We start from the raw sequence: 21,107 nt of genomic DNA on the forward strand, positions 1-21,107 counted from the left end.
TTATCTAACGAAAAACTGTGCCAGGGAGTTCGTGTAACTTTTAGGGGACGCTGGTGCTGGGCCGGGCTCCTGGAGGAAAAAATGCAGCCATACAGTCTATTATTGCGAGCAGCTCGAAGTACTACACCCTATGAGACGCCGAAAGCCGCTCATGCGAAAAACCCTTTACCGCACAAGCAGTAAAGGGCTTTCTGATATAAGGGAATATTGTGCTCGGCAGAGTACGAATGGACGCCATTGACTGCGCGGAACCCGCTACTCGCAGTGCAATGACAGGAAGTACACATGAGCACACATTGCTCACAGTAGCACGCCACGCTCTACCAGGTGTTTTTCCACATCATCGACTCTACCGGCTTGTCGGTGCGGTCGTTGTATTTGGCGTTGGCCTTGCGGTTGTAAAAGGTCTGCACGTCGCCCTGCACGGCGAAGTAGATAAGCTGGCCGATGGGCATGCCAGGATAGATGCGCACACGCTGGGTGACGGAAATTTCCAGCGTCCAGGTGTTGCAGAATCCTACGTCACCTTTGCCGGCGGTGGCGTGAATATCAATGCCCAGCCGGCCCACGCTCGATTTGCCTTCCAGAAACGGAACCTGGGCATGGCTTTCGGTATACTCTTCCGTTACACCCAGATACAGCACACCGGGTTCCAGCACGAAGCCTTCAGCCGCTGATATCTCAAACACATCGATTTCATTATGCTTGCGGGCGTCCAGCACGGCGTCGCGGTAGGTAGCCAGGTAGCGGCCCAGGTGAACATCGTACGAGTTGGTGCCCAGGCAGGTGGGGTCGTAGGGCTCGATGACGATGTTGCCGCGCTCAATTTCGGCCAGAATCTGTTGATCGGTAAGAATCATAGGGGGAGAGTAGGAATGCTCTAATCGGGGTTACTCGGGGTCGTCTTCATCGCCGTAGCGGTCTTCGGGCAGGGAGTTGGCCGGGCGCTTGCGGGGGCGGCTGGCCTCGGGCTGCTGCTGTTCCAGCTCCTCGGCCAGCCCATCGAGGCGGGCGCGCAGGTCGGGCAGCACGGTGGTTATGACGTAGGCCAGCAGTAGGGTGGAGGTGGCCGCCAACAGCAGCGTTAGGTAGTCGACCCAATCGTGCTGCACTGCTCCGTCGAGTGCCCGGCCGGCTGAGGTGGGGGAGGCCAACGAGTTGGTTTCAGTCCGCTCGGGCTGGGGCGCGGGGTCTTCCACGGGCGCGCTGGTGGTGGGCACGGCGTCCACATCAGCCGGTGGCACGGCGGCTTCATCGACGGCTACGTCTTCCGGACTGGGGTCCTCGGAGGCGTTGAACTGGGCGGAGGCCTGCTTGCCGGCGCGCTGCAACGAGCGAATCAGGGCTACCCGCTCATCGCGGGGCAACACCCGGATAAAGAACTCGAAGTTCTTGTCGATCAGGAGTTTGTTAAGCTGCTTCTCAAACTCGGCCAGGTCAGTGCGGCCTTTGCCAAAACGACTCTTGAAGCGCTCCGAGACGTCGTTGTAATTCAGGAATAGCTTTTTCAGGCTGGTATTAGCCCCAAAGCCGTCAAACTGCTTGCGGGCTTGGTGGCTGCGTAGCGTAACGGGAAACTTGTTGCGGGTGAACGACTTATCGTAGACCGTTTCCATTGTCCGGAAATTGAGCTCGTCTACGGTGCGGTCGAACAGGCGCTTGTTAGCGGCGGCCGGCGCTTCTACCTGGGCATGCAAGGGGCCTGGGGCGGCAACCAGCAGGAAAACAAAGCAGAACAGAAAGCGAAATTGGCGCATGGCAACAAAGCAGATTGGCCGCAAAGGTAACCAGTTGCCGTCGTGGTTCAGAAAAGGAGCGAAAAAACAGTTTTTCCTGTTTCTGTCACCTCTCATCCTGAGCTTGCGAAGGATCTTCCTTGCCTACGCCACCGAAGTTCAATAAACGCAGAAAGCCCTTTCCTACCGCAGCAGGAAAGGGCTCTGTAGGTTGCATAGCGTTTGCCGTCAAGCCGAGGAAAGTTCTTCGCCAGCTCAGAATGACAGACGGTAAGTGTGACTGCCGCAAACCATTCAGCCCGGAGTCTTACAAGCCGTGGGCTTCGCGCATCGACTCGCGGCAGGCCGTCAGATACATATCCACCAAGTCATCGGTCATGGCCGTTGAAACGAAGAGCGCTTCGTATTGAGCCGGAGCCAGATAGATGCCACGGTTCAGCATGGCGCGGAAATAGCGCCCGAATGCTTCCGTGTCGGATTTCTTGGCGTCCTCCAGGTTGTGCACCGGCTCGGCGGTGAAAAACACGCTGAACATGGAGCCCACCTGATTCACGGTGTAGTGCAGGCCCAACTCGGCCGCAATTTGGCGGGTGCCATCGGCAATGCGGGTCGTGATGCGGTCCAGGTCGGTGTAGAGTTCCGGATGCTCCTGCAGGTAGGTGAGCTGGGCAATGCCGGCGGCGGTGGCAATCGGGTTGCCGGAGAGCGTGCCGGCCTGGTACACTTTGCCGGCCGGTGCCACACACTCCATGATGTCGCGGCGGCCCCCGTAAGCCCCCACCGGCATGCCGCCGCCAATGATTTTGCCCAGGGTCGTCATGTCGGGCGTGATGCCGTAGAGCTCTTGTGCGCCGCCACGGGCCAGGCGGAAGCCGGTCATCACTTCGTCGAAGATCAGCACGATGCCGTGCTCGGTGCACAGGTCGCGCAGCCCTTGCAGGTAGCCTGCGGCAGGAGCCACGAGGCCCATGTTGCCGACTACCGGCTCCAGAATCAGGGCCGCTACCTGGTCTTTGTTGGCTTCAATAACTTGTTTCACCGCTGCCAGGTCGTTGTAGGGAACCGTGAGGGTATCCTGGGCCACGCCTGCCGTAACGCCGGGCGAATCGGGAGTGCCCAGGGTGAGGGCCCCGCTACCGGCCGCAATCAGAAAGGCGTCGCCGTGGCCGTGGTAGCAGCCTTCGAACTTAATCATCTTGTTGCGGCCCGTGTAGCCCCGCGCCACCCGAATAGCCGACATGGTGGCCTCGGTGCCGGAGTTTACTAGTCGTACTTTTTCAATGCTGGGCACCATGAGCTTAATCAGCTCGGCCATTTCGACTTCGCGCCGGGTGGGCGCGCCAAAGGAAAGGGAGCTGGGAATAGCCTTGTGGACGGCTTCAAGCACGATTTCCGGGGCGTGCCCCAAAATCATCGGGCCCCAGGAATTGATGAAATCCAGGTAGCGGTTGCCGTCGACATCCGTCAGCCAGGCTCCTTTAGCCGATTGCATGAAAACCGGATGGCCGCCCACGGCCCGGAAAGCCCGTACCGGAGAGTTGACGCCGCCCGGAATGTGTTCCTTGGCGCGGGTGAAAAGGGTGTCGGAGGTAGAAAGATTGAGCTCGGGAGTGGAAGTTGACATATACAAAAAGGTAGAGCAAAGCCTCGCTTCGCGCATCGGTGAACAGGAACTGATGAAAAACGCCCGGCTGGCACGACTCGCAGCCAGTACGTGTGGCTACGCGTAAGGCTACCGCACGCCCACCGGGTTTTGGACTTCTATTTCCAGTCGTTCCAGCTTGGTGACGGGTACGTACTGGTTGTCGTGGGCGCCGCTGGGGTAGCCGATGCCCTGAAAAGCCGAACCAGAAACCGGCCCGGAGGCGGCAAGGTTTTGCTGAAAGCCGGGGCCGTGCAAATGAAGCTGGGAAGCGAAATAATACAGCAGCTCAAAGCCGGTGAAGGCAAACACCGACGGCGGCAGATTCTGCCGCTGGATGTAGAGCTGGCGGAAGCGGCGCACGCCCGGTGCGGCTTTGTCGAGGTACTTGGGATGAATAAAAAATATGTCGCGCGAGTCGAGCTGCCCCAGACTCACCCGGTTGTTTTCGAGCCAGGAGGCGTACGTCAGCAGGGGGAGGCGCGCGCCCTGGCTTTGCAGCACGCCCAGGGTGTAGGGCCCGGCCTTGCGGTGGTCGGAGGCAACGACCAAGTGGCCCACGGTTTTCAGGTCGAGGCCCGCGAAACCGGCCCCGATGGATTCCTCCACGTCGGAATTGATGCGGCGCAATTGTAGTACTTTGCCACCCAAAGCTTCGTAGGCCGTTTTGTAGGCCTGGCCAAACGCGGCTTCATCCTTGGTGTCCTCGTGGAGTACCACGGCTGTACGGCTCGTGAAGCGGGAAATGGCAAACTGCGCCGCCTGCCGGGCCTGGGTCGTCATGCTGGGCTCGAACAGGTAGTGCCAACCATTATCGAGCACCAGATCCGCGTCCTGCGACAACGGGTTGATGCAGACAATCTGCTTTTGCTGGGCGTAGCGGGCCAGAATCTTACTGCCCGACTTGTACACCGGCCCGATAATCATATCCATCGACGCCAACTCGGGCAGCGCCAGTACCTGCTTCAGCTGGAGAGTATCGGCTCCGGTATCGTAGGAAAACAGCTGCACGGGGTGGCCCTCGCGCTGCAGCGAGTCCTGGGCCAGCCGCATGCCCGCGTACAGGTCGGTCACGAACTGGTTTTTGCGCTGCTTCTCCCAACTAGGGTCATTGAACTCGAAGGGCAGCAGCACGGCCACGTTGTAGCTGCTTTTTCTGGCCGCTTTGGGGCGTGGCGTGTAGCGGGTCCGGTCGAGGCTGAACTGGGTGATGAGCTGGTCGAGCAGAGCTTTGTCGGCGTCGGTATACCAGCCACTGGCCACCAGCTTGTCGGCGTAGGCGCGGGCCAGGGCCGCATCCTGGGGGTAGCGCGGCAGCAGGCTCTGAAACACGAGTTTGTCTTTGATGCGCGGTAGATAGACCGTCTTCATGGCTTCCCGCTCGGTTTCGAGGCGGCCGGCGGGCAGCTGGCCCAGCATTTTCAGCGCATTGTCGGCTTCGCCCAACTCAAAGGAAACCTGAGCCTGCAGAAAAAATGCCTCGGCCAGGTTCGGCCAGCTGGGGTACTCGTTGCGCAGCAGGTTCAGCATTTGTTCCGCCTCCGACCATCTCTTGGCGCGGGTAGCGGCCACGGCATACAGATATGCCGCCTCCGGGCCCCGGTCAAACTTTGCCGTGGGCGGTGTGAGCGGCTCCAATTCCTGCATGGCCAGCTCGTAGCGGGTCTGCGCAAGCAGCGTTTTTCCATTCTGATACCGCACGGCTGGAGTACTGGAGCCCATATTGGCCGGTAACGGCACCTGGGGCTTGGCCGCAACGGCAGGAGCAGGGGCTTTAACCGGAGCTGTTCCGGCCGAGCTGCTGCTGGCCGGGAGCGGCTTCGCAGCGGTGGCAGAAGCGGCAGGCGTGGCAGTGCTCTTGCTGCCAGCGGCGGGCTTGGTGGCGGGCATGGCACTTTTGCCCGGCGCCGTAACTCCTTTGCCGGGAGTCGTTGGGCTGGCTGTGGTGGGCTTTGCCGGCGTGGCGGTCGGCTTTTTGGTCGTGGCAGGTACGGCCGTGCCAGCTGGCCGCGTTGCCGCAGGCCTGGAGGTCGGCTGCTGGGCCCGAAGCGCACGGGGAGAAGCAGCAGCCAGCAGCAAGACTGCCAGCTGAAAAGTAAAGAAATGCCTCATAGCCGAGGGCGGGAATAATTGGTTCACAAGCAGAAAATCGCGGCAGATGCCACCTGCCTTATTCGGGCAAAGGTACGCAGGATCGGTGGGGAAGATTGTGGTGCTTTCTGCTCCTGTACTAGTAGGCTGAAGCTGTCGTTGGGGCATTGACCACTGCAAGGCTATGCGCTGCCCGCCAAATTTCCGTAATTGAACCCATGCACACGTCCGTCGCCGCCTTTTCCCTACCCCAAATGCGCCAGCGGCTCCAGCTGCTGCTCGTGCTCGGGGCCTCGCTCACGTTGAGCGTGGCCTTGATCATCGGCCGCGTATTGCTGACCCAGCAGATGACGTTCATATTTCTGCTCTGGAATCTGTTTCTGGCCTTGGTGCCGTTTGGGCTGAGTACGATGCTGGGTATGGCAGCCGGCCCCATTCGGGCCCGGCTGCTGCTGCCCGTTGGCGTAGTGTGGCTGCTGTTTTTTCCCAACGCGCCCTATATTCTCACCGACCTCTTTCATCTGGAGCCCCGCGCCGGCGTGCCCTACTGGTATGATCTGGCCCTGATTCTGACCTGCGCCTGGAATGGCTTGATGCTGGCGTACGCCTCGCTGCTGGATATGCAGACGCTGGTGCGGCGGCGGCTGGGCCCGGCCGCCGGGTGGGCATTTGCCGTGGTGGCGCTGCTCCTTAGTAGCTTCGGTATTTACCTGGGCCGGTTTCTGCGCTTCAATAGCTGGGATGTGCTGACCAATCCGCTTACGCTGTTCTACGATATTCTGAACCGGGTGCTGCACCCGGCCGCGCACCCGCGCACCTGGGGCGTAACGCTGCTGTTCGGCGTGTTTCTGCTGCTGGGCTATAGCACCGTGCGGTTGCTGGGCCGCATGGACGACGCCCGAGTACGGGAGTAGCCTGCCCCGAAAGCGGAATTCCGTGTGCCCACAGGTACAAGCATCGGCGAAATACACTCCTTAGAGCCTAGCTGAATATATGAGTATGACGTTCTATTTGGCTAGGCTCTCAATACGCCGCTCCGCGCTGAGCCAGCTGATCTAATAACCCGAACAGAAACGCCTTTCCCGCTGCCAGCTCAGCGGCGCGCTGCCGCAGCTCGGTAGCCGTTTGTACCCACGGGCCGGGCACCAGCTCGTGGCCATCGTGGTGCAGCATCTCGCCCAGTATTTCCGCCGTCAGCTCAGGGTGAAACTGTAGGCCTACTATCCGATTATCAACCACAAAGCCCTGGTGCGCACATGCCTGAGAAGAGGCTATCGGCACTGCTCCCGCCGGTAGCCCAAACGTGTCGCCGTGCCAGTGCAGCACCGTAATGGCCTCGGTGAAATGCCGCAGCAGCGGGTGCGTTGCTGCTTCTGGGGCCGGTTGAATAGCCCAAAAGCCAATTTCCAGTGCCGGATTTCGATATACCCTGGCCCCCAGCGCATCGGCCAGCAACTGGGCTCCTAAGCAAATGCCCAGGACCATCTTGCCCGCCTTCATAGCTGCCCGGATAAACGCCTTCTCCGGGGCGAGCCAGCCGTACCGGTTTTCCTCGTCTACGCCCATCACGCCTCCCAGAACTACGAGCCAATCGAAGTCCTGAAGTGCCGGAAAACTAGGCTCCGGCGCATACAGGTGCGTGAACGACCACTCGTGGCCATGTGCGGCGGCCCACTCCAACAGTAAGCCAGGGGTTTCGAAAGCTGCATGTTGTAAGCAGTGAATTTGCATCGTCAGCGTAGGTCAGCGTGTTCCAGATACAGACTGCGCACCACCGTGAGGCGTATGGGCGGCTGGCCGGCTCCGGGCGTCGCCGTCAGGAGCTGCTTTGCGTGCAAGGGCCGGGCAGCAGCAGCAGTAGCCAGCAGCAGTGCCGACGGTTGCAGGTTCATAGCGGTTCCGGCGTTTGCCGCCAGCCGCACCGAAACGATTTGGTCGAAATCGGGCTGGCTGGCAATGCGGTGCGCTACAAACTGCTCGTCGGCATTGCCAACCAGTAGTAGCAGCGGCGTAGCGGTGGTGTTGGGTACTAGCTCCTGAAAATACAGCACCAGTTTGATCTGCACCGGAATCTGGCGGGCAATAGCAGTGCCGCCCCGCTCAAAATGGCCCCGATACAACGTACCGCGGAAGGGCTGGGGGCGCCGCAGCATATCGGGTAGTACAAATGTTTCGGGCTCCAGCGTATACACGGTTTCCATCGGAAACTGCTGCCGGCTGGCTTGGTAGGCCGTCCGCGCCGAGTCGCTGAGCGTCAGCTCCAGCAGCACTTGGTAGTGGTGCGGACTGTGAAACATGGGCAGGTGCGAGGCATAGATGTGCCGGTCACCAAAAACCAGCATGCCGTGCGTGCTGGGTCGGTCGGCGGAGTGCGCCGCCGGGTGCTGGCCCAGCGTTGGAAGCCCGCTAAGAAGCAGCAGCGCGGCAAACAGCGCGCGTGACAGAGCCCGCGCAGGGAAAAGAAGCATGTGTCGGAACGGACAGCTTGGGATTGCCAATAAGCGGCACCGAGGCAAAGGTAGCCGGGAAGCGTGCTTTTCTGCTATAACTCTCCCATAAAGCCGTTTATTGATGCTCTTTTTCATTCGTGTTTTATGAAACTTTCTCCCCTGCAGCATGTGGTGGCCCAGGCCAGGCAGGTAGTGCGTCGCTTTCCTCTCACGCTGCTGTGCAGCTTCATTTTATGTGCGGCCGGCATCTATCAGCAGCGACTCAGCCCCGCCATGGAGCAAAAATGACTGGCTATTTCCGGTCTTGTCCACGGCCGCACTCGGACTGACCCTGACGCTAGCGGTAACCCTGGCTGCCGAGCGCTACCACTGGCCGCTGTGGAGGAAGCTGGCTGCCAACGCCGTGGCTGTCGGTCTGCTCAGCGGCTGGTACGTGGCCTGCCCCGCCGAGCCTGCCACCGTGTGGGCGCTCCGGCTGCTGGTGCTGCTGGTGGTGCTGCATTTGCTGGTGGCTGTGGTGCCCTACCTCGGTGAGCTGCGCCGCACGGCCGATACACCGGGCTTCTGGCGCTACAACGAAACCCTGTTTCTGCGCATCCTCACGGCTGGCCTCTACTCCGGGGTGCTGTTTGCGGGCTGCGGGCTAGCCTTATTGACGATAGGAAACCTGTTCGACATAAAGTTCGCCTCGTATGTCTATGCCCATCTGTTCCTGGTGCTGGGAACAGTATTCAATACCTGGTTTTTTCTGGCCAGCGTGCCAGCCAACGTTGCCACCCTGGAGCAGGAAGCGCCTTATCAGTAGGGGCTGAAAGCCTTTACCCAATTCGCTCTGTTACCCCTGATGCTGCTGTATGGCGGTATTTTGTACGCCTACATGGGGCGCATTCTGGTGCAATGGGAGTTGCCCAAAGGCTGGGTGTCCTTCCTGATTCTGGCTTTTTCGGTAGCAGGAATCTTTGCGTTGCTGCTCATTCATCCCATCCGGGAAGCGGCCGAAAACACCTGGATTCGCACCTTCGCGCGCTGGTTTTACCGGGCGCTTTTTCCGTTGTTGGGGCTGCTGGCGGTGGCCATTTACACGCGTGTTCAGCAGTATGGCATCACCGAAGAGCGCTACTCTGTGCTGGTGTTGGCCGCTTGGCTTGCCCTGATTGCCACCTACTTTCTGCTGCGGCAGGGGCGGGGCATCATCTGGATTCCGGCGTCGCTGGCGGTGGTGGCGCTGCTCAGCGTTGTGGGACCCTGGAGCGCCTTCGCCGTGGCGCAGCGCAGCCAGCACCGGCAGCTGCTGGCCCTGAGCCAGCAGTATCAGCTACTACAGAACGGCAAGCTCGACAATGCTGGTAAGCACCAGACCAAGCTGCCATGGGAAGTGCGCAAGCGTACCTCGTCCATCTTCGATTTTTTTGCCGACCGTAACGCTTTGGCGCAGCTGCAGCCGCAATTCAGCGCTTCCCTGCAACTACCGGATTCTATTCGGCAGCAGCCCCGCTGGAAGCAGCAGCAGTGGGTGTCCGACCGGCTGTTTGCTGCCAGCCAGCTGTTTCGTGTCGACCGTGCCGATGAGCATTCAGGTACTGTACCGCAGGTATCCACCACCTTTCGCACCGAAGAGCCCAAAGTGCAACCATTGGGCCGAGGCCGCTATTGGCTGCCTACTATCGCTACGCTGGATTATCGAAATCTATCCGACGATACTACCGAGCATTTACTCCTGCGCGAGGGCACGTTTCGGCTCCGTAGTACGCAGTACCGGCGCCGGCTGGTGCTCGAACAGCTCCGACCCGATGGCCAGTGGCAACCCGTACTGGCCGCCGAGCCCGGCGCTTTCGTCGACTCCCTGGCCCGTCAGCATCCGGGCGAAAACAAGGAGGAAGAAAATGAGAGTATCCGGCTGCCGGCCACGGGCATGACTTTGACAGCCAGTGGTAAAGGTGCTACGTTACGGCTGTTTGTTCGGTATATCAATCGCACCGACCGCCAGGATACCGTGAAGTATGAATATGATGGAAACGGCCTGCTCGAGTTTGTCGAGTAGTTGATAGAAGGCGCTGCTGCACAGAGTTCTTATCAAAGAAGCTGTGGGTTCGGTTCCACGGTTGATTGTTTCAACGTGGCGAAGCAGTACGGGTGCCAGCACCAGCATCATGGCTAATGCCGTAATATAACGACCCACGCGAGGCTACACCATTTCGGCGTGCCGAAACAGAATGACTACCAGCGCCGCCATAACCACCACGGCCAACCCAACGAAAAATAAAGCCCAGAAAGCCAGCCCGGTACCTAGCACCCCCCAGAGGCTTGAATAGGTCATCTGATGCATTTTCCTGTATGCCCACAGCGCAAACAAGCAGTACGGACCCGCCAGGAAGTAGAACTTCGGATAAGTCAGCAAAAACTCCATCATCCGCTTAGTATCTGTTTGAGTCAGTTTCTGGAGTCGTCCCAACCATGTAGAGACGCATAGTTGCGTCTCATCGTTGAACGGTGCGGGCCAATCGTTCAACGATGTAGAGACGCAACTATGCGTCTCTACATCGTTGGGACGCTTTAATTGCTAACCCAAACAGCTTCTTAATAAATAGAGTGTAGTACCGGCTACTACGCAAACTGCCGCTCCGGTCACCCGAAGCGGCAGTTTAGCCATGCACCAGAGTGTTTATTCCCACTCAATCGTCGCCGGCGGCTTCGACGAAATATCATACACCACGCGGTTGATGCCGCGCACTTGGTTGATGATTTTGTTCGAAACGTGAGCCAGGAAGTCGTAGGGGAGGTGGGCCCAGTCGGCCGTCATGCCATCTACGCTCGTCACGGCGCGCAAGGCCACTACCTGCTCGTAGGTGCGCTCGTCGCCCATCACGCCCACGCTCTGAATGGGCAGCAGCATCACGCCGGCCTGCCATACCTGGTCGTAGAGGCCGAACTCGCGCAGCCCGTCGATGAAAATAGCGTCGGCGCGCTGCAGCAAGTCCACTTTGTGCGGGGTGATGTCGCCCAGAATGCGGATGCCCAGGCCGGGGCCGGGGAAAGGGTGACGGTGCAAAATATTGTGGGGCAGCGCCAGCGCGTCGCCCACCTGGCGCACTTCATCCTTGAACAGCGTGCGGAGCGGCTCCACGATTTTCAGGTTCATCTTCTCCGGCAGCCCGCCCACGTTGTGGTGGCTCTTGATGGTGACGGCCGGCCCGTTCACCGACACCGACTCGATTACATCCGGATAAATGGTGCCCTGGGCCAGCCAGCGGGCACCTTCCACCTTCTGGGCTTCCTGGTCAAATATCTCCACGAAGGTGCGCCCGATGGCCTTGCGCTTCTGCTCGGGGTCGGTGAGGCCAACCAGCGCCGCATAAAACTCCCGCGACGCATCTACGCCGCGCACGTTCAGCCCCAGATCTTTGTAGGAATGCAGCACGCTCTCGTACTCATCTTTGCGCAGCAGCCCATTATTCACAAAAATGCCGTGCAGGCGCGGCCCGATGGCGCGGTGCAGCAGCAAGGCCGCCACCGAGGAGTCGACGCCACCCGAAAGGCCCAGAATCACCTTGTCGTCGGGGCCGATGGTGTTTTGCAGGGCCAGCACCATGCTGTCCACGAAGTGCTCGGGCGTCCAGTTTTGGTCGCAGCCGCAGATATCGACCACAAAATTGCGCATCAGCAGCTTGCCTTCCGTGGAGTGCGTCACCTCGGGGTGAAACTGGATGCCGTACGTCGGCTGCCCTTCCATCTGGTAAGCAGCCACTGCCACTTCCGGCGTGCTGGCAATGATGTCGAAGCCCGGTGGCAGGGTTTTAATCGTGTCGCCGTGCGACATCCACACCTGCGAATCTAGGGTCAGCTCGCGCATCAGCGGGTTGGCGTGGTCCACGTGGTGGAGGCGGGCGCGGCCGTATTCACGAATAGTAGCGGGCAGCACCTCGCCGCCGTGCTGCTGGGCCAGCAGCTGCGCGCCGTAGCATACGCCCAGCACCGGCACCTGGGCCAGGTAGCGGCTCAGGTCGGGATTAGGCGCTGCAGGGTCGCGCACCGAGCACGGCGAGCCTGAAAGCACCACGCCCCGGATATCCTCAGTGAGGTCCGGGGCGTGCGTATACGGATGAATCTCGCAGTAAACGTTCAGTTCCCGAATGCGTCGGGCAATGAGCTGCGTGTACTGGGAGCCGAAATCGAGAATTAAAATCTGTTGGGGCATGGGCAAAGGTAAGCAGCCCAAGCAGCCACGCAAAATTTCCCGGCACTGCCAACATTCTTCCATACCTGCCGTTTAGCGGAATGCTTCAGGAATAAAACGCGTAGTGAATGAATTTTTCATAATATTTATGCGTATAATTCAAAATATATTGCCCGACTCCGGTCATTCATCCCAAGTCGTCCTGCTTTCGTCTAGCAGCTTTCATTCTCTTAACAGTTCGCATGAAACACCTGACCTCTTCTGTTTGTGCCCTAGCACTGGCCTTGCTGCCGCTCGTAGCAGCGGCCCAGTCGCCGGCTAAGCCCGCCGCATCCCGCCAAAAGGTGGGCGCCGAATCCGTAGCCGTACTCGAACCAGCCACTGCTCCGGCAGCGCCGACCAAAAAAGCAGCAGCAAGGAATATGCCCAAGGTGCTGACTGGCTACGTGCTTAACGAGGAAGGCGAGCCGTTGGCCGGTGCCACCGTTACTGCCGAAAAAGGCGAAACCATTACCACTAACGCCGACGGCCAGTACGTGATACAGTCGATGGCCGCTACGCCAGTGCTGCGGGTGAGCTACGCGGGCTACCAGGAGATGCAAATGCCCATCAATACTTTGCATCCCACCACGTTCCGCCTCGACCCAATCGAAGATTACGAGCGGCAGCTGAAAAAACGCAGCAAAGCGGCCAGCAAAGCCTACCGCAAGCCCTAGCCGGTCTGAAATAGTCGCGCTACCGGCCGGCCGGCGAAAACAAAGCGGCTGATACTCTGCATCTAATTGGCGTTAGGACGAAAATCTTAGCGCCACTTGTGCGTTCTGCCAAATAAGCAACGTATATTTGCAACGGCGAGTCAGAACGACCAGCTCCTGCTGAACTCCCCCAGGACCGGAAGGTAGCAAGGGTAGGTGGTTGAGCGGTGCGATTCTGGCTCGCTATTTTTTTGTCCTGTCCCCAACGCTTCTCCGCGCCATGTTTGCTGGCAATGGGTTAGCTTTGGGGCATTCTTTTTTAATCCCATTCCCGCATGAAATTCTTCATCGACACTGCCAACCTCAACGATATTCAGGAAGCCGTAGACCTAGGCGTGCTCGATGGCGTGACTACCAACCCTTCACTGATGGCCAAAGAAGGCATCAAGGGTCTGGATAACGTGATGGCCCACTACAAGCAAATCTGCGAAATGGTGGATGGCGACGTATCGGCCGAGGTTATTGCCGTCGATTTCGAGGAAATGGTGCGGGAAGGCGAGATGCTGGCCGATCTGCATCCCAACATCGTGGTGAAGGTGCCCATGACGCGCGACGGCGTGAAGGCCATCAAATATTTCGCCGAGAAAGGCATCAAAACCAATTGCACGCTGATTTTCTCGGCCGGGCAGGCGCTGCTGGCCGCCAAAGCCGGCGCTACCTACGTGTCGCCCTTCGTGGGCCGGCTCGATGATATCGGGCACGACGGCCTGCTGCTCGTGCAGCAAATTGTGGAGATTTTCAGCAACTATGGCTACCCTACGCAGGTACTGGCCGCCTCGGTGCGCCACGTGCCCCACCTGATTCAGTGCGCCGAAATCGGAGCTGATGTGGTGACGTGCCCACTGAGCGTAATTACGGGCCTGCTGAAGCACCCCCTCACCGACAGCGGGCTAGCCACCTTTCTGGCCGACCACAAAAAGGTGAACAGCTAACCGACGATTGGTGGAGCAGCGACGTGGGGGAATAGATTGTTGTTCTGCAATAAGACTCAAAAAGCCCCTCCGCCGAGCCCGTAAGACCCCAACACATCAGGTATGTATATTATCAAGGTAAAAGGCAAGGCCAAGATTCCGGACTACATCCAGTTGCGCGATGAGAACTTCGTGCTTATTGCCTACTTCCGGGCCGACCGACCGCTGAAGGACCTGCACCGCTACGGGCTGGAAGGCAAGGAAACGGAACTAGCTGCCGTCATTGAGGGACTGGCGTTTGGTAAACTGCAGAAGCTGGAGCTGGTGTAGTAGAGACCCAGTCGGACGTGAGCACCGGTTTTGCGATGCTCCGATGGTCCAGGTTCTAAGTTCTATTCTCTAAGCTCTAATCAACAGAATGCCCACATCTTCCGCGCCGGTAATTGAGCTGCACGACGTGTACGTGATGCAGGATGTGAACACCATCCTGCAGAAAGTGTCTTTCACGCTCGAAAAAGGCGAGTTTGCCTACTTGGTGGGCCGTACGGGCTCCGGCAAAAGCTCCTTGCTGAAAACGCTGTACGCCGACCTGCCGATGGGCGGCGGCGTGGGTACTGTGGCGGGCTACGGCCTGCAAAAGCTGGGCTTGGGCAAAGTGCCGTACCTGCGCCGTAAGCTGGGTATCATCTTTCAGGACTTTCAGCTGCTATTCGACCGCACGGTGGCCGAAAATCTGCTGTTTGTGCTCAAAGCAACCGGGTGGAGCGGCAAGGCCAAAATTCAGCAGCGCATTTCGGAAGTTCTGATGCGGGTGGGCCTGTCGGGTTCGGCCAGTAAGATGCCCCACCAGCTTTCGGGTGGCGAGCAGCAGCGCGTCGTTATTGCCCGGGCCTTGCTCAACGAGCCGGTGCTGCTGCTGGCCGACGAGCCTACCGGCAACCTTGACCCCGACGTGGCCGACAGCATCATGCGTTTGTTCGTGGAAATCAACAACTCGGGCACGGCCGTGCTGATGGCCACGCACAACTACCAGATCATCCGGCAGTATCCGAAGCGGATTCTGAAGTGCGACTCCGGCCAGCTGCTGGACTCGACCCGCACCACGGTTTCGTTGCCCGAATAGCGCTATGCCCGCGCCCGGCCTTTCGATCCTGATTCCGGTCTATAATCGCGACGTGACCATTCTGGTCAGCGACTTGCTCGAACAACTGCCTGATTGGGGCGGGCCAGCGGAAATTCTGTGTCTCGACGATGCCTCCGCTCCGGAATTTCGAGAGCTCAATGGCTTGCTGCGCGTCTGGCCCAGCGTGTGCTACCAAGAGCTGCCGCGCAATGTGGGCCGCTCAGCTATTCGCAACCAGCTGGCCGCCGCCGCGCGCTACCCCTGGCTGCTGCTGCTCGACAACGACAGCCTGCTTCCCGACGACCAGTTTCTGGCCCGCTACGCCCAGGCACGGCAGCTGGCTTCCGTGCTCATCGGGGGCACTACCTACGATGTAGCCCCTCCGGCTGATGCCTCGCTACGCCTGCGTTGGCACTATGGGCGCGCGCGGGAGGCACGCCCGGCGCGGCAGCGGCAGCTGGAGCCCCACGCCCAGCTTACGCTCAACAATATCCTGATCGAAGGAGCGGTGTTCCGGCGATTCGGGCTGGATGAAAATCTAACCCGCTATGGGCACGAAGACACCAAATTTGGCTGGCTGTTGCGGCAGGCGCATATTCCGGTGCGCCACGTTGATAACCCGGTCATACACGACGGGCTGGAGCCAGCCGCCCTATTTCTGGACAAAACTCGGGCCGCCGTGCAAAATCTGGCCTTGCTCTACCGGCACGAGCAGCTAGGCACCGATACCCGTCTGCTGCGCATGGCGTTGCGGCTGCGGCAGCTGGGCCTAAGTCGGCCGGCACGAGCTATGCTGGGGCTGCTGCAGCACAAGCTGCGGGCCACTCTGCTTTCGGCCGCCACCCCCGACCTGCGCCAGCTGGATGTGCTGAAACTCTACTGGCTGTTGCGGGAGCTGCACTAAATTGTAGCAAGCAAAAAGCCCGCTGGATAATTTCCAGCGGGCTTTTTGCGAAATATAGAAGATAAAGGCACTCGTTAGTCGTTGTCGGTATTCTTGACCTCCGACTTCACTTCCTTGTAGCCTTCCTTGGTTTTCTCGCCTACTTTCTGGGCCGCATCCCCGATTTTGCGACCTACCGAGCGGGTAGCTGCTTTGACATCGGAGCCCGTGTTGGAAGCGGCGTTGCTCACGTCCTGCCGCTCATCGCGGGTTTCGTTGGCTACGTTTTGGGCGCCGGCACCAACGGCATCGGCACCTTGCGCCACGCGGGCCTCAGTTTTGTCATACGATTTGAAGGCAGCATACTTCAGCTTCTCCTTGGCAATTTCGGCCCGATCAGCGGTGCTTACTTCGCTCTTAATTTGGTCGTAGCGCTCGTCGAGAGCCCGCCAATCGGCGTTTACGGCGCGCCAGTCTTCGATACCATACCGGTTTTCGTTTTCGTTGACGCGGGCGGTAAACGCCTCATAAGTGCCACGAATAGTACCGGCCGTCAGGCCGCTGTACTGCGGGGCTTCCGACTGGTAAATCCGGGCGGTGCTACCGCTACCCATGCTGGTGCCCTCTACCGAAGTAGGACGGCTCTTCCAGGCCATGTCGCGCTTGTCGTAGGCCGTGGTGTAACGGGTGCGCAGCTGCTCTATTTCCTGGCGGCGGGTGTCGTCATACTGGTCCGCGTATTTGTCAACGGACGCTACCTTGGCGTCAAACTCGGCTTTCATGTCGCTGGTTTCCCGCTCATAGTCCGCTTCCGCTTTGCCGGCTACGTTGTCAACCTGGGTTTCGGCCGTGCTTACAAATGTTTTGAAGTCTTCGTAGGCCTGGTCGCTTTCCTGCGAAACCTCTTTTTTATCGGCTTGGGAGCAGCTGGTCTGAGTGAGCGTCGTGCCGCCGAGCAGCAGCAAGGTTGCCAGGGCGTGTATGGTGAGATTTTTCTTAAACATGGTGTGTACGGTTGGTGGGGAGAATATAGCTGGGTCTTAATACAGCCATCTGGCCCGCTTAACGCAAGCTTTTCCTTTCGGGTTGCGCGGCCGGCCTTGCGGCGCTGGTTTGCCGGGGCCTTCTATCTTTGAGGCAAACCCCTCCGCTTTGCTGTCCTTGCCAACGCCTACTGCTCCCACCGCGCCCATTCAGCTTCTGGATCTGGCGGCCCAACATGCTCCCCTGCAAGCTGAACTGGACGCCGCCATGCAGGAAGTCTTGCGCACGGCCGCCTTTATTCAGGGGCCGGCGGTGGGGCTCTTTGCCCAGGAGCTGAGCGAGTATCTGGGTCAGGCGCAGGTAATTCCTTGCGGAAACGGCACCGATGCCCTGCAACTGGCCCTGATGAGCTTGCGGCTGCCCGCCGGCACCGAGGTTATTGTGCCAGCCTTTACCTACGTGGCTACCATGGAGGCCGTGGCGATTCTGGGGCTGCGGCCCGTGTGTGCCGAGGTGCGGCCCGATACGTTCTGCCTTGATCCGGCGGCGGTTGAAGCGGCCATTACGCCCCGTACGGGCGCTATCATTGCTGTGCATCTGTTTGGGCAGTGTGCCGATCTGGTGGCACTTTCCCAGCTTGCCCAACGCCATCAGCTGGCTTTAATAGAAGACAATGCCCAGGCTATTGGGGCTACCTACCAGTTGGCCGATGGTAGCGCAGTGTTCGCGGGAACCGTGGGGGAGGTGGGTACTACATCTTTCTTCCCATCCAAAAACCTGGGTGCTTTTGGTGATGGCGGTGCCTTATTTACCCGCGACGCCGCCCGGGCTATGTACCTGCGCCAGCTGGCCAACCACGGCCAGACCCGCAAGTACTACCACGAGCATATTGGGCTGAATTCGCGCCTCGACACGCTGCAGGCCGCCATCCTGCGAGTCAAGCTGCGGCACCTGCCCCAATGGACGCAGGCCCGGCAGCGCGCGGCGGCGCACTACGATGCCGCCCTGGCCGGTCTGCCGGCAGTGCGCATCCCGGCGCGGGACCCGCGCAGCACCCACGTGTTTCATCAGTACACTATTACCCTCGACCCATCCCGGCGCGACCCGCTGCAGCGCTTCCTGCAAGAACAGGGCGTGCCCAGCGTGGTGTATTATCCGGTGCCAACGCATTTGCAGCCCGCGTACCAGTATTTAGGCTACCAGCCCGGTCAGTTTGCGGTAGCCGAGCAGCTCTGCCAGTCGGTGCTGTCGTTGCCCATTCATCCGGGCCTTACTCCGGAGCAGCTACAGTACATAAGTGATAGTGTAGCGGCGGGTATTCGCCTTGGCTGATTGCCACGGCAAGAACATAGAGCGCACGGCCAAAATGCACCGGTAGTGGGTCTTTTTCGTGCGCGCTGCCCGGAAAGCGGGGCATTCCGCTACATTCGCAGTCTGTGAATACTGCTTCCTCTCCCGTTCGTTTTGCAATCTGCGGCGTGGGCCACATTGGCCGCCGCCACGCCAGCTTCGTCCAGAACCACCCCGATGCGCAGCTGGTCGCCCTCATTGACACCAGGGCGGAGTTATCGGCTTCGCTAACGGCCGAGTTCCCGGGCGTGCCGCTGTTTGCTTCTCTGGCCGAATATCTGGCGCAGGGCCCGCCCGCCGACGTGCTGACAGTAGCTAGCCCTAATAACCAACACGCGCCCCAAGCCATTGCGGGGCTGAACCACGGCCTGCACGTGGTCATCGAAAAGCCCATTGCCCTGCGCAAGGCCGACGCCGAAGCTATTGTGCACACCGCCTTACAAACCGGCCGGTTGGTTTTCGGCGTCATGCAAAACCGCTATTCTCCGCCGGCTGCCTGGCTGAAGCACGTGTATGAGCAGGGCAAGCTGGGGCAGATCTACCTGGTGCAGATCAATTGCTTTTGGAACCGCGACGCCCGCTACTACAAGCCGGGCGGCTGGAAAGGCACCCAGGAGCAGGACGGCGGCACGCTGTTCACGCAGTTCAGCCACTTCGTCGATTTGCTGTATTGGGTTTTTGGCGATATCACCAACATTGACGCCCGCTTCCGCGACTTCAACCATGCCGGCATTACCGACTTCGAAGACAGCGGCTTGGTAACGTTCGACCTGGTGCGCGGCGGTAGCGGCACGCTCCAGTACAGCACCGCCGTCTGGGACCGGAACCTGGAAAGCAGCCTCACCGTGGTAGCCGAGCATGGCAGCTTCAAAATCGGGGGCCAGTACATGGACAAGGTGGAGTACTGTCACCTGCGCGACTACACGCTGCCGGAGCTGCCGCCCACCAATCCTGCCAACGACTACGGTCCCTATCAGGGCAGCGCGGCCAACCATGTGCAGGTGATAGAGAATGTGGTGAATACGGTGCAGAAGCGCGGCTTTGCCACCACCAACGCACTGGAAGGACTTAAAGTGGTCGAGATTATTGAGCGGATATACAGCCTGAAAGAGCAATAGCTGTTGCACCGTTGGGCGTATCCTCAGGAGAAAGGATGCCGCAACGAAGGCCGTCTGCTGCGAGGCTAGAGCCAGGGTGAAGCTCCATAAAGCAAACGGGCCCGGCTACTTCCGCAAGGGAGAGCAGCCGGGCCCGTTTCAGGGTTACGCCCCGGTGCAGTGTTATTCGGCCAGCTTCAGCTTCACCCAGTCCAGAATTGTTTGCTGAACGAGGGGGGAAAACACGGGCTTGGGTTCACCGCCAATCAGGGGCCACTCCGAAATAGGAGCCTGAAACTGGTGGTTGATACCCGACAGGCGGCGCACCTCGGCGCGCTTGTTGCCGCTGCTTTTCAGGCCTTTCTCCAGCAGCGTCAAATGGCTGACGTTGACCTGGGCATCGTCGGTGCCGTGCAACAGAAGCACCGCGCCGCGCACTTTCGCCAGCTCCGGCTGCGGGTCAAAATCCAGGTAATGACGGTACCAGCGGCTGGTCATGTGGGCTGTGCGGGCCTGCACCTGGGCCGGGTCGATGCCCGGATTTGCCTGGTTGATCATGTTGGCGACGATGGCCTGAGCCTGGGCGTTGTCAGCCGTTTGTCGGATAATCTCCAGAATGGCTTTTTGCTGCTTCACGATGGCGTCCTGGCGCTTCTTGTCCTCGGCCCGCTGGCGCATCTGCTGCTGGGAAATGAAGGTTTCTACCTGCGCCGAATTGGCGCCTTTGGCCCGCAGCTCGTCGATTTTCTGCCCGAGCAGCTGTTGGTTTTGCAGCTGCTTTTTCACCAGGGATTCCTGGGCCGTATCTGCCTCACCGGCCTTGAGAAACCCCGTGGCCTGCTGGCTGAGTACTTCCGTGCCGCCGGCTCCCGAGGCCGCCATCGTTACTACGAAAGCAGGGGGCAAGGGCTGCGCCGCGGCCAGCAACGCTACGTTGCCGCCTTCGCCGTGCCCGATGAGGCCGAGCTTGCCAAAATCGATGAGCGGCCGAGTCCGCAAGAAGTTCAGGCTGATCTGGGTGTCGCGCAGGCGGTCGGCAGTGGTAGCCGTGGCGCAGTCGCCGCCCGACTGGCCCACGCCCCGGTCGTCGAGGCGGAGTACCGCAATACCGTGGCGGGTGAGGTAGTCGGCCAGTGCGCCGAACATCTTGTAGCTGCCCTGGGTCGCGTCGCGGTCCTGGGGGCCCATATCCGATAGCAGCACGATGCCGGGAAACGGACCTTCGCCGGGCGGAACGGTGAGCGTACCGCTGAGGCGAATGTTATCCTGGGAATTGGAAAAAGCAACTTCTTCTACCCGGTAGGGCGGCGGAAACTTGAAGTTCTTGGAGGGGGCCGGCTTAGCCGAAAACTTCAGCGTAAGTGGCGTCTGAAAGGTCTGGAGCTTCCACTGGCCCACCAGCTGCTGGCCATCGGCCGAGCGCTGACTGGTGAAGCGGCATCCCAGCTCATCAGAAAAAAACAGTAGCGTGTCGCTGTGCTGCTCCACGTTCAGAATGGCGTGGCTGATGCGCTGGGCCGGCACGTCGAGTACGGCAAAGTGCCCGCCGCCTGCCAGATCGGTGATGGTAATCGTGATGGGCAGACTGCCACCGGGTACCGGCAGCTCGCCTTTCCATTGGCCATCGAGCACAATTTTGGGCGAAGCCGCGGCAGGGACAGGAGCCGGGGTCTGAGGCTGATCCTGGGCGTTGGCCCCAATAGAAACGAAGAGAAGAAGAAGCCAGCTCCACAGAAAGCCGGCGGTATTATTCTTCATACAGAAGCAGAAAGTAAGCGTGGGCCGCACATCCTTAAACAAGGCATTTCCCGACTGGCAACAGGTAGTGAGACAGGGCGGAGAAACGAAAGCCAAAGAGGCTAGCGCGCTAACCTTAAGAGCTATATCTGTGGGAATATAGCCCCAAAAGTA

The 21,107-nt window shown here is 59.7% G+C and carries 21 protein-coding genes and 1 other RNA gene; 12 read left to right on the forward strand and 10 right to left on the reverse strand.

Annotated features, from left to right (window positions below; translation table 11 throughout):
- Positions 1-320 precede the first annotated feature (320 nt).
- From dcd to E5J99_RS12595, 4 genes are all read right to left on the reverse strand, one after another.
- Complete coding sequence (gene dcd / locus E5J99_RS12580; protein WP_135498161.1) at positions 321-860, reverse strand: dCTP deaminase; 540 nt, start codon at positions 858-860, stop codon at positions 321-323.
- A 30-nt stretch (positions 861-890) separates the two neighbouring features.
- Complete coding sequence (locus E5J99_RS12585; protein ID WP_135498162.1) at positions 891-1,757, reverse strand: hypothetical protein; 867 nt, start codon at positions 1,755-1,757, stop codon at positions 891-893.
- A 286-nt stretch (positions 1,758-2,043) separates the two neighbouring features.
- A complete protein-coding gene (gene hemL, locus E5J99_RS12590) occupies positions 2,044-3,360 on the reverse strand; it encodes a glutamate-1-semialdehyde 2,1-aminomutase (protein ID WP_135498163.1) in 1,317 nt (438 codons plus the stop codon).
- Between the two features lie 108 nt (positions 3,361-3,468).
- Complete coding sequence (locus E5J99_RS12595; RefSeq protein ID WP_167852108.1) at positions 3,469-5,490, reverse strand: ABC transporter substrate-binding protein; 2,022 nt, start codon at positions 5,488-5,490, stop codon at positions 3,469-3,471.
- Positions 5,491-5,687: 197 nt separating this feature from the next.
- Here E5J99_RS12595 and E5J99_RS12600 point away from each other — a divergent pair, with 197 nt between their 5' ends.
- Complete coding sequence (locus E5J99_RS12600; RefSeq protein ID WP_135498165.1) at positions 5,688-6,383, forward strand: DUF1361 domain-containing protein; 696 nt, start codon at positions 5,688-5,690, stop codon at positions 6,381-6,383.
- Between the two features lie 109 nt (positions 6,384-6,492).
- Here the strand turns inward: E5J99_RS12600 and E5J99_RS12605 are convergent, their stop codons facing one another.
- Together E5J99_RS12605 and E5J99_RS12610 are read right to left on the reverse strand one after the other, a co-directional pair.
- Complete coding sequence (locus E5J99_RS12605; protein ID WP_135498166.1) at positions 6,493-7,200, reverse strand: type 1 glutamine amidotransferase; 708 nt, start codon at positions 7,198-7,200, stop codon at positions 6,493-6,495.
- 2 nt (positions 7,201-7,202) lie between these two features.
- Entirely contained in the window at positions 7,203-7,937 is a 735-nt protein-coding gene (locus E5J99_RS12610) for a hypothetical protein (protein WP_135498167.1), read from the reverse strand.
- Between the two features lie 126 nt (positions 7,938-8,063).
- On the opposite strand from E5J99_RS12610, the gene E5J99_RS21290 reads away from it, so the two are divergent.
- From E5J99_RS21290 to E5J99_RS12620, 3 genes are read left to right on the forward strand one after another with little or no spacing between them, the layout of a single operon-like run.
- A complete protein-coding gene (locus E5J99_RS21290) occupies positions 8,064-8,207 on the forward strand; it encodes a hypothetical protein (protein ID WP_167852109.1) in 144 nt (47 codons plus the stop codon).
- Positions 8,208-8,223: 16 nt separating this feature from the next.
- Positions 8,224-8,724 carry a DUF817 family protein gene (locus E5J99_RS12615; protein WP_135498168.1) on the forward strand — a complete coding sequence of 167 codons (501 nt, stop codon included), beginning with the start codon at positions 8,224-8,226 and terminating at the stop codon, positions 8,722-8,724.
- A gap of 3 nt (positions 8,725-8,727) precedes the next feature.
- A complete protein-coding gene (locus tag E5J99_RS12620; RefSeq protein ID WP_262713006.1) occupies positions 8,728-9,960 on the forward strand; it encodes a DUF4153 domain-containing protein in 1,233 nt (410 codons plus the stop codon).
- 144 nt (positions 9,961-10,104) lie between these two features.
- On the opposite strand, the gene E5J99_RS22045 is transcribed toward E5J99_RS12620, so the two are convergent.
- Positions 10,105-10,236 carry a hypothetical protein gene (locus E5J99_RS22045; protein ID WP_262713004.1) on the reverse strand — a complete coding sequence of 44 codons (132 nt, stop codon included), beginning with the start codon at positions 10,234-10,236 and terminating at the stop codon, positions 10,105-10,107.
- Between the two features lie 345 nt (positions 10,237-10,581).
- Complete coding sequence (guaA, locus tag E5J99_RS12625) at positions 10,582-12,114, reverse strand: glutamine-hydrolyzing GMP synthase (protein ID WP_135498170.1); 1,533 nt, start codon at positions 12,112-12,114, stop codon at positions 10,582-10,584.
- A gap of 221 nt (positions 12,115-12,335) precedes the next feature.
- Here guaA and E5J99_RS12630 point away from each other — a divergent pair, with 221 nt between their 5' ends.
- The 6 genes from E5J99_RS12630 (at position 12,336) to E5J99_RS12655 (ending at position 15,786) form a co-directional block, all read left to right on the forward strand.
- Positions 12,336-12,809: a carboxypeptidase-like regulatory domain-containing protein gene (locus E5J99_RS12630; RefSeq protein ID WP_135498171.1), complete on the forward strand. Its 474-nt coding sequence runs from the start codon at positions 12,336-12,338 to the stop codon at positions 12,807-12,809.
- 132 nt (positions 12,810-12,941) lie between these two features.
- Positions 12,942-13,038: signal recognition particle sRNA small type (ffs, locus tag E5J99_RS12635), an RNA gene on the forward strand.
- A gap of 85 nt (positions 13,039-13,123) precedes the next feature.
- Positions 13,124-13,780 carry a fructose-6-phosphate aldolase gene (gene fsa, locus E5J99_RS12640; protein ID WP_135498172.1) on the forward strand — a complete coding sequence of 219 codons (657 nt, stop codon included), beginning with the start codon at positions 13,124-13,126 and terminating at the stop codon, positions 13,778-13,780.
- A 102-nt stretch (positions 13,781-13,882) separates the two neighbouring features.
- Positions 13,883-14,089, forward strand: a complete 207-nt coding sequence (locus E5J99_RS12645) for a fructose-6-phosphate aldolase (protein ID WP_135498173.1) — start codon at positions 13,883-13,885, stop codon at positions 14,087-14,089.
- Between the two features lie 88 nt (positions 14,090-14,177).
- The gene (locus tag E5J99_RS12650) at positions 14,178-14,882 is read left to right on the forward strand and encodes a cell division ATP-binding protein FtsE (RefSeq protein ID WP_135498174.1); all 705 of its coding nucleotides are present in this window, start codon (positions 14,178-14,180) and stop codon (positions 14,880-14,882) included.
- Positions 14,883-14,886: 4 nt separating this feature from the next.
- Positions 14,887-15,786, forward strand: a complete 900-nt coding sequence (locus E5J99_RS12655; RefSeq protein ID WP_135498175.1) for a glycosyltransferase — start codon at positions 14,887-14,889, stop codon at positions 15,784-15,786.
- A 74-nt stretch (positions 15,787-15,860) separates the two neighbouring features.
- Here E5J99_RS12655 and E5J99_RS12660 read toward each other — a convergent pair whose 3' ends face one another.
- Positions 15,861-16,769: a DUF6565 domain-containing protein gene (locus tag E5J99_RS12660; protein WP_135498176.1), complete on the reverse strand. Its 909-nt coding sequence runs from the start codon at positions 16,767-16,769 to the stop codon at positions 15,861-15,863.
- A gap of 148 nt (positions 16,770-16,917) precedes the next feature.
- On the opposite strand from E5J99_RS12660, the gene E5J99_RS12665 reads away from it, so the two are divergent.
- On the forward strand, positions 16,918-18,081 hold the full coding sequence (locus E5J99_RS12665; protein WP_245318933.1) for a DegT/DnrJ/EryC1/StrS family aminotransferase: 1,164 nt from the start codon (positions 16,918-16,920) through the stop codon (positions 18,079-18,081).
- A gap of 104 nt (positions 18,082-18,185) precedes the next feature.
- Positions 18,186-19,217, forward strand: a complete 1,032-nt coding sequence (locus E5J99_RS12670; protein ID WP_135498177.1) for a Gfo/Idh/MocA family protein — start codon at positions 18,186-18,188, stop codon at positions 19,215-19,217.
- Positions 19,218-19,379: 162 nt separating this feature from the next.
- Here the strand turns inward: E5J99_RS12670 and E5J99_RS12675 are convergent, their stop codons facing one another.
- The gene (locus E5J99_RS12675) at positions 19,380-20,954 is read right to left on the reverse strand and encodes a serine aminopeptidase domain-containing protein (protein WP_135498178.1); all 1,575 of its coding nucleotides are present in this window, start codon (positions 20,952-20,954) and stop codon (positions 19,380-19,382) included.
- Positions 20,955-21,107 lie beyond the last annotated feature (153 nt).

Source organism: Hymenobacter elongatus (assembly GCF_004745955.1).
GTDB classification, from domain to species: domain Bacteria; phylum Bacteroidota; class Bacteroidia; order Cytophagales; family Hymenobacteraceae; genus Hymenobacter; species Hymenobacter elongatus.

Excerpts from the sequence above, each read along its gene's own strand:
- dcd (WP_135498161.1), bottom strand. The coding sequence starts at position 860 with ATGATTCTTACCGATCAACAGATTCTGGCCGAAATTGAGCGCGGCAAC.
- E5J99_RS12585 (WP_135498162.1), bottom strand. The coding sequence starts at position 1,757 with ATGCGCCAATTTCGCTTTCTGTTCTGCTTTGTTTTCCTGCTGGTTGCC.
- hemL (WP_135498163.1), bottom strand. The coding sequence starts at position 3,360 with ATGTCAACTTCCACTCCCGAGCTCAATCTTTCTACCTCCGACACCCTT.
- E5J99_RS12595 (WP_167852108.1), bottom strand. The coding sequence starts at position 5,490 with ATGAGGCATTTCTTTACTTTTCAGCTGGCAGTCTTGCTGCTGGCTGCT.
- E5J99_RS12600 (WP_135498165.1), top strand. The coding sequence starts at position 5,688 with ATGCACACGTCCGTCGCCGCCTTTTCCCTACCCCAAATGCGCCAGCGG.
- E5J99_RS12605 (WP_135498166.1), bottom strand. The coding sequence starts at position 7,200 with ATGCAAATTCACTGCTTACAACATGCAGCTTTCGAAACCCCTGGCTTA.
- E5J99_RS12610 (WP_135498167.1), bottom strand. The coding sequence starts at position 7,937 with ATGCTTCTTTTCCCTGCGCGGGCTCTGTCACGCGCGCTGTTTGCCGCG.
- E5J99_RS21290 (WP_167852109.1), top strand. The coding sequence starts at position 8,064 with ATGAAACTTTCTCCCCTGCAGCATGTGGTGGCCCAGGCCAGGCAGGTA.
- E5J99_RS22045 (WP_262713004.1), bottom strand. The coding sequence starts at position 10,236 with ATGACCTATTCAAGCCTCTGGGGGGTGCTAGGTACCGGGCTGGCTTTC.
- guaA (WP_135498170.1), bottom strand. The coding sequence starts at position 12,114 with ATGCCCCAACAGATTTTAATTCTCGATTTCGGCTCCCAGTACACGCAG.
- E5J99_RS12630 (WP_135498171.1), top strand. The coding sequence starts at position 12,336 with ATGAAACACCTGACCTCTTCTGTTTGTGCCCTAGCACTGGCCTTGCTG.
- fsa (WP_135498172.1), top strand. The coding sequence starts at position 13,124 with ATGAAATTCTTCATCGACACTGCCAACCTCAACGATATTCAGGAAGCC.
- E5J99_RS12645 (WP_135498173.1), top strand. The coding sequence starts at position 13,883 with ATGTATATTATCAAGGTAAAAGGCAAGGCCAAGATTCCGGACTACATC.
- E5J99_RS12650 (WP_135498174.1), top strand. The coding sequence starts at position 14,178 with ATGCCCACATCTTCCGCGCCGGTAATTGAGCTGCACGACGTGTACGTG.
- E5J99_RS12655 (WP_135498175.1), top strand. The coding sequence starts at position 14,887 with ATGCCCGCGCCCGGCCTTTCGATCCTGATTCCGGTCTATAATCGCGAC.
- E5J99_RS12660 (WP_135498176.1), bottom strand. The coding sequence starts at position 16,769 with ATGTTTAAGAAAAATCTCACCATACACGCCCTGGCAACCTTGCTGCTG.
- E5J99_RS12675 (WP_135498178.1), bottom strand. The coding sequence starts at position 20,954 with ATGAAGAATAATACCGCCGGCTTTCTGTGGAGCTGGCTTCTTCTTCTC.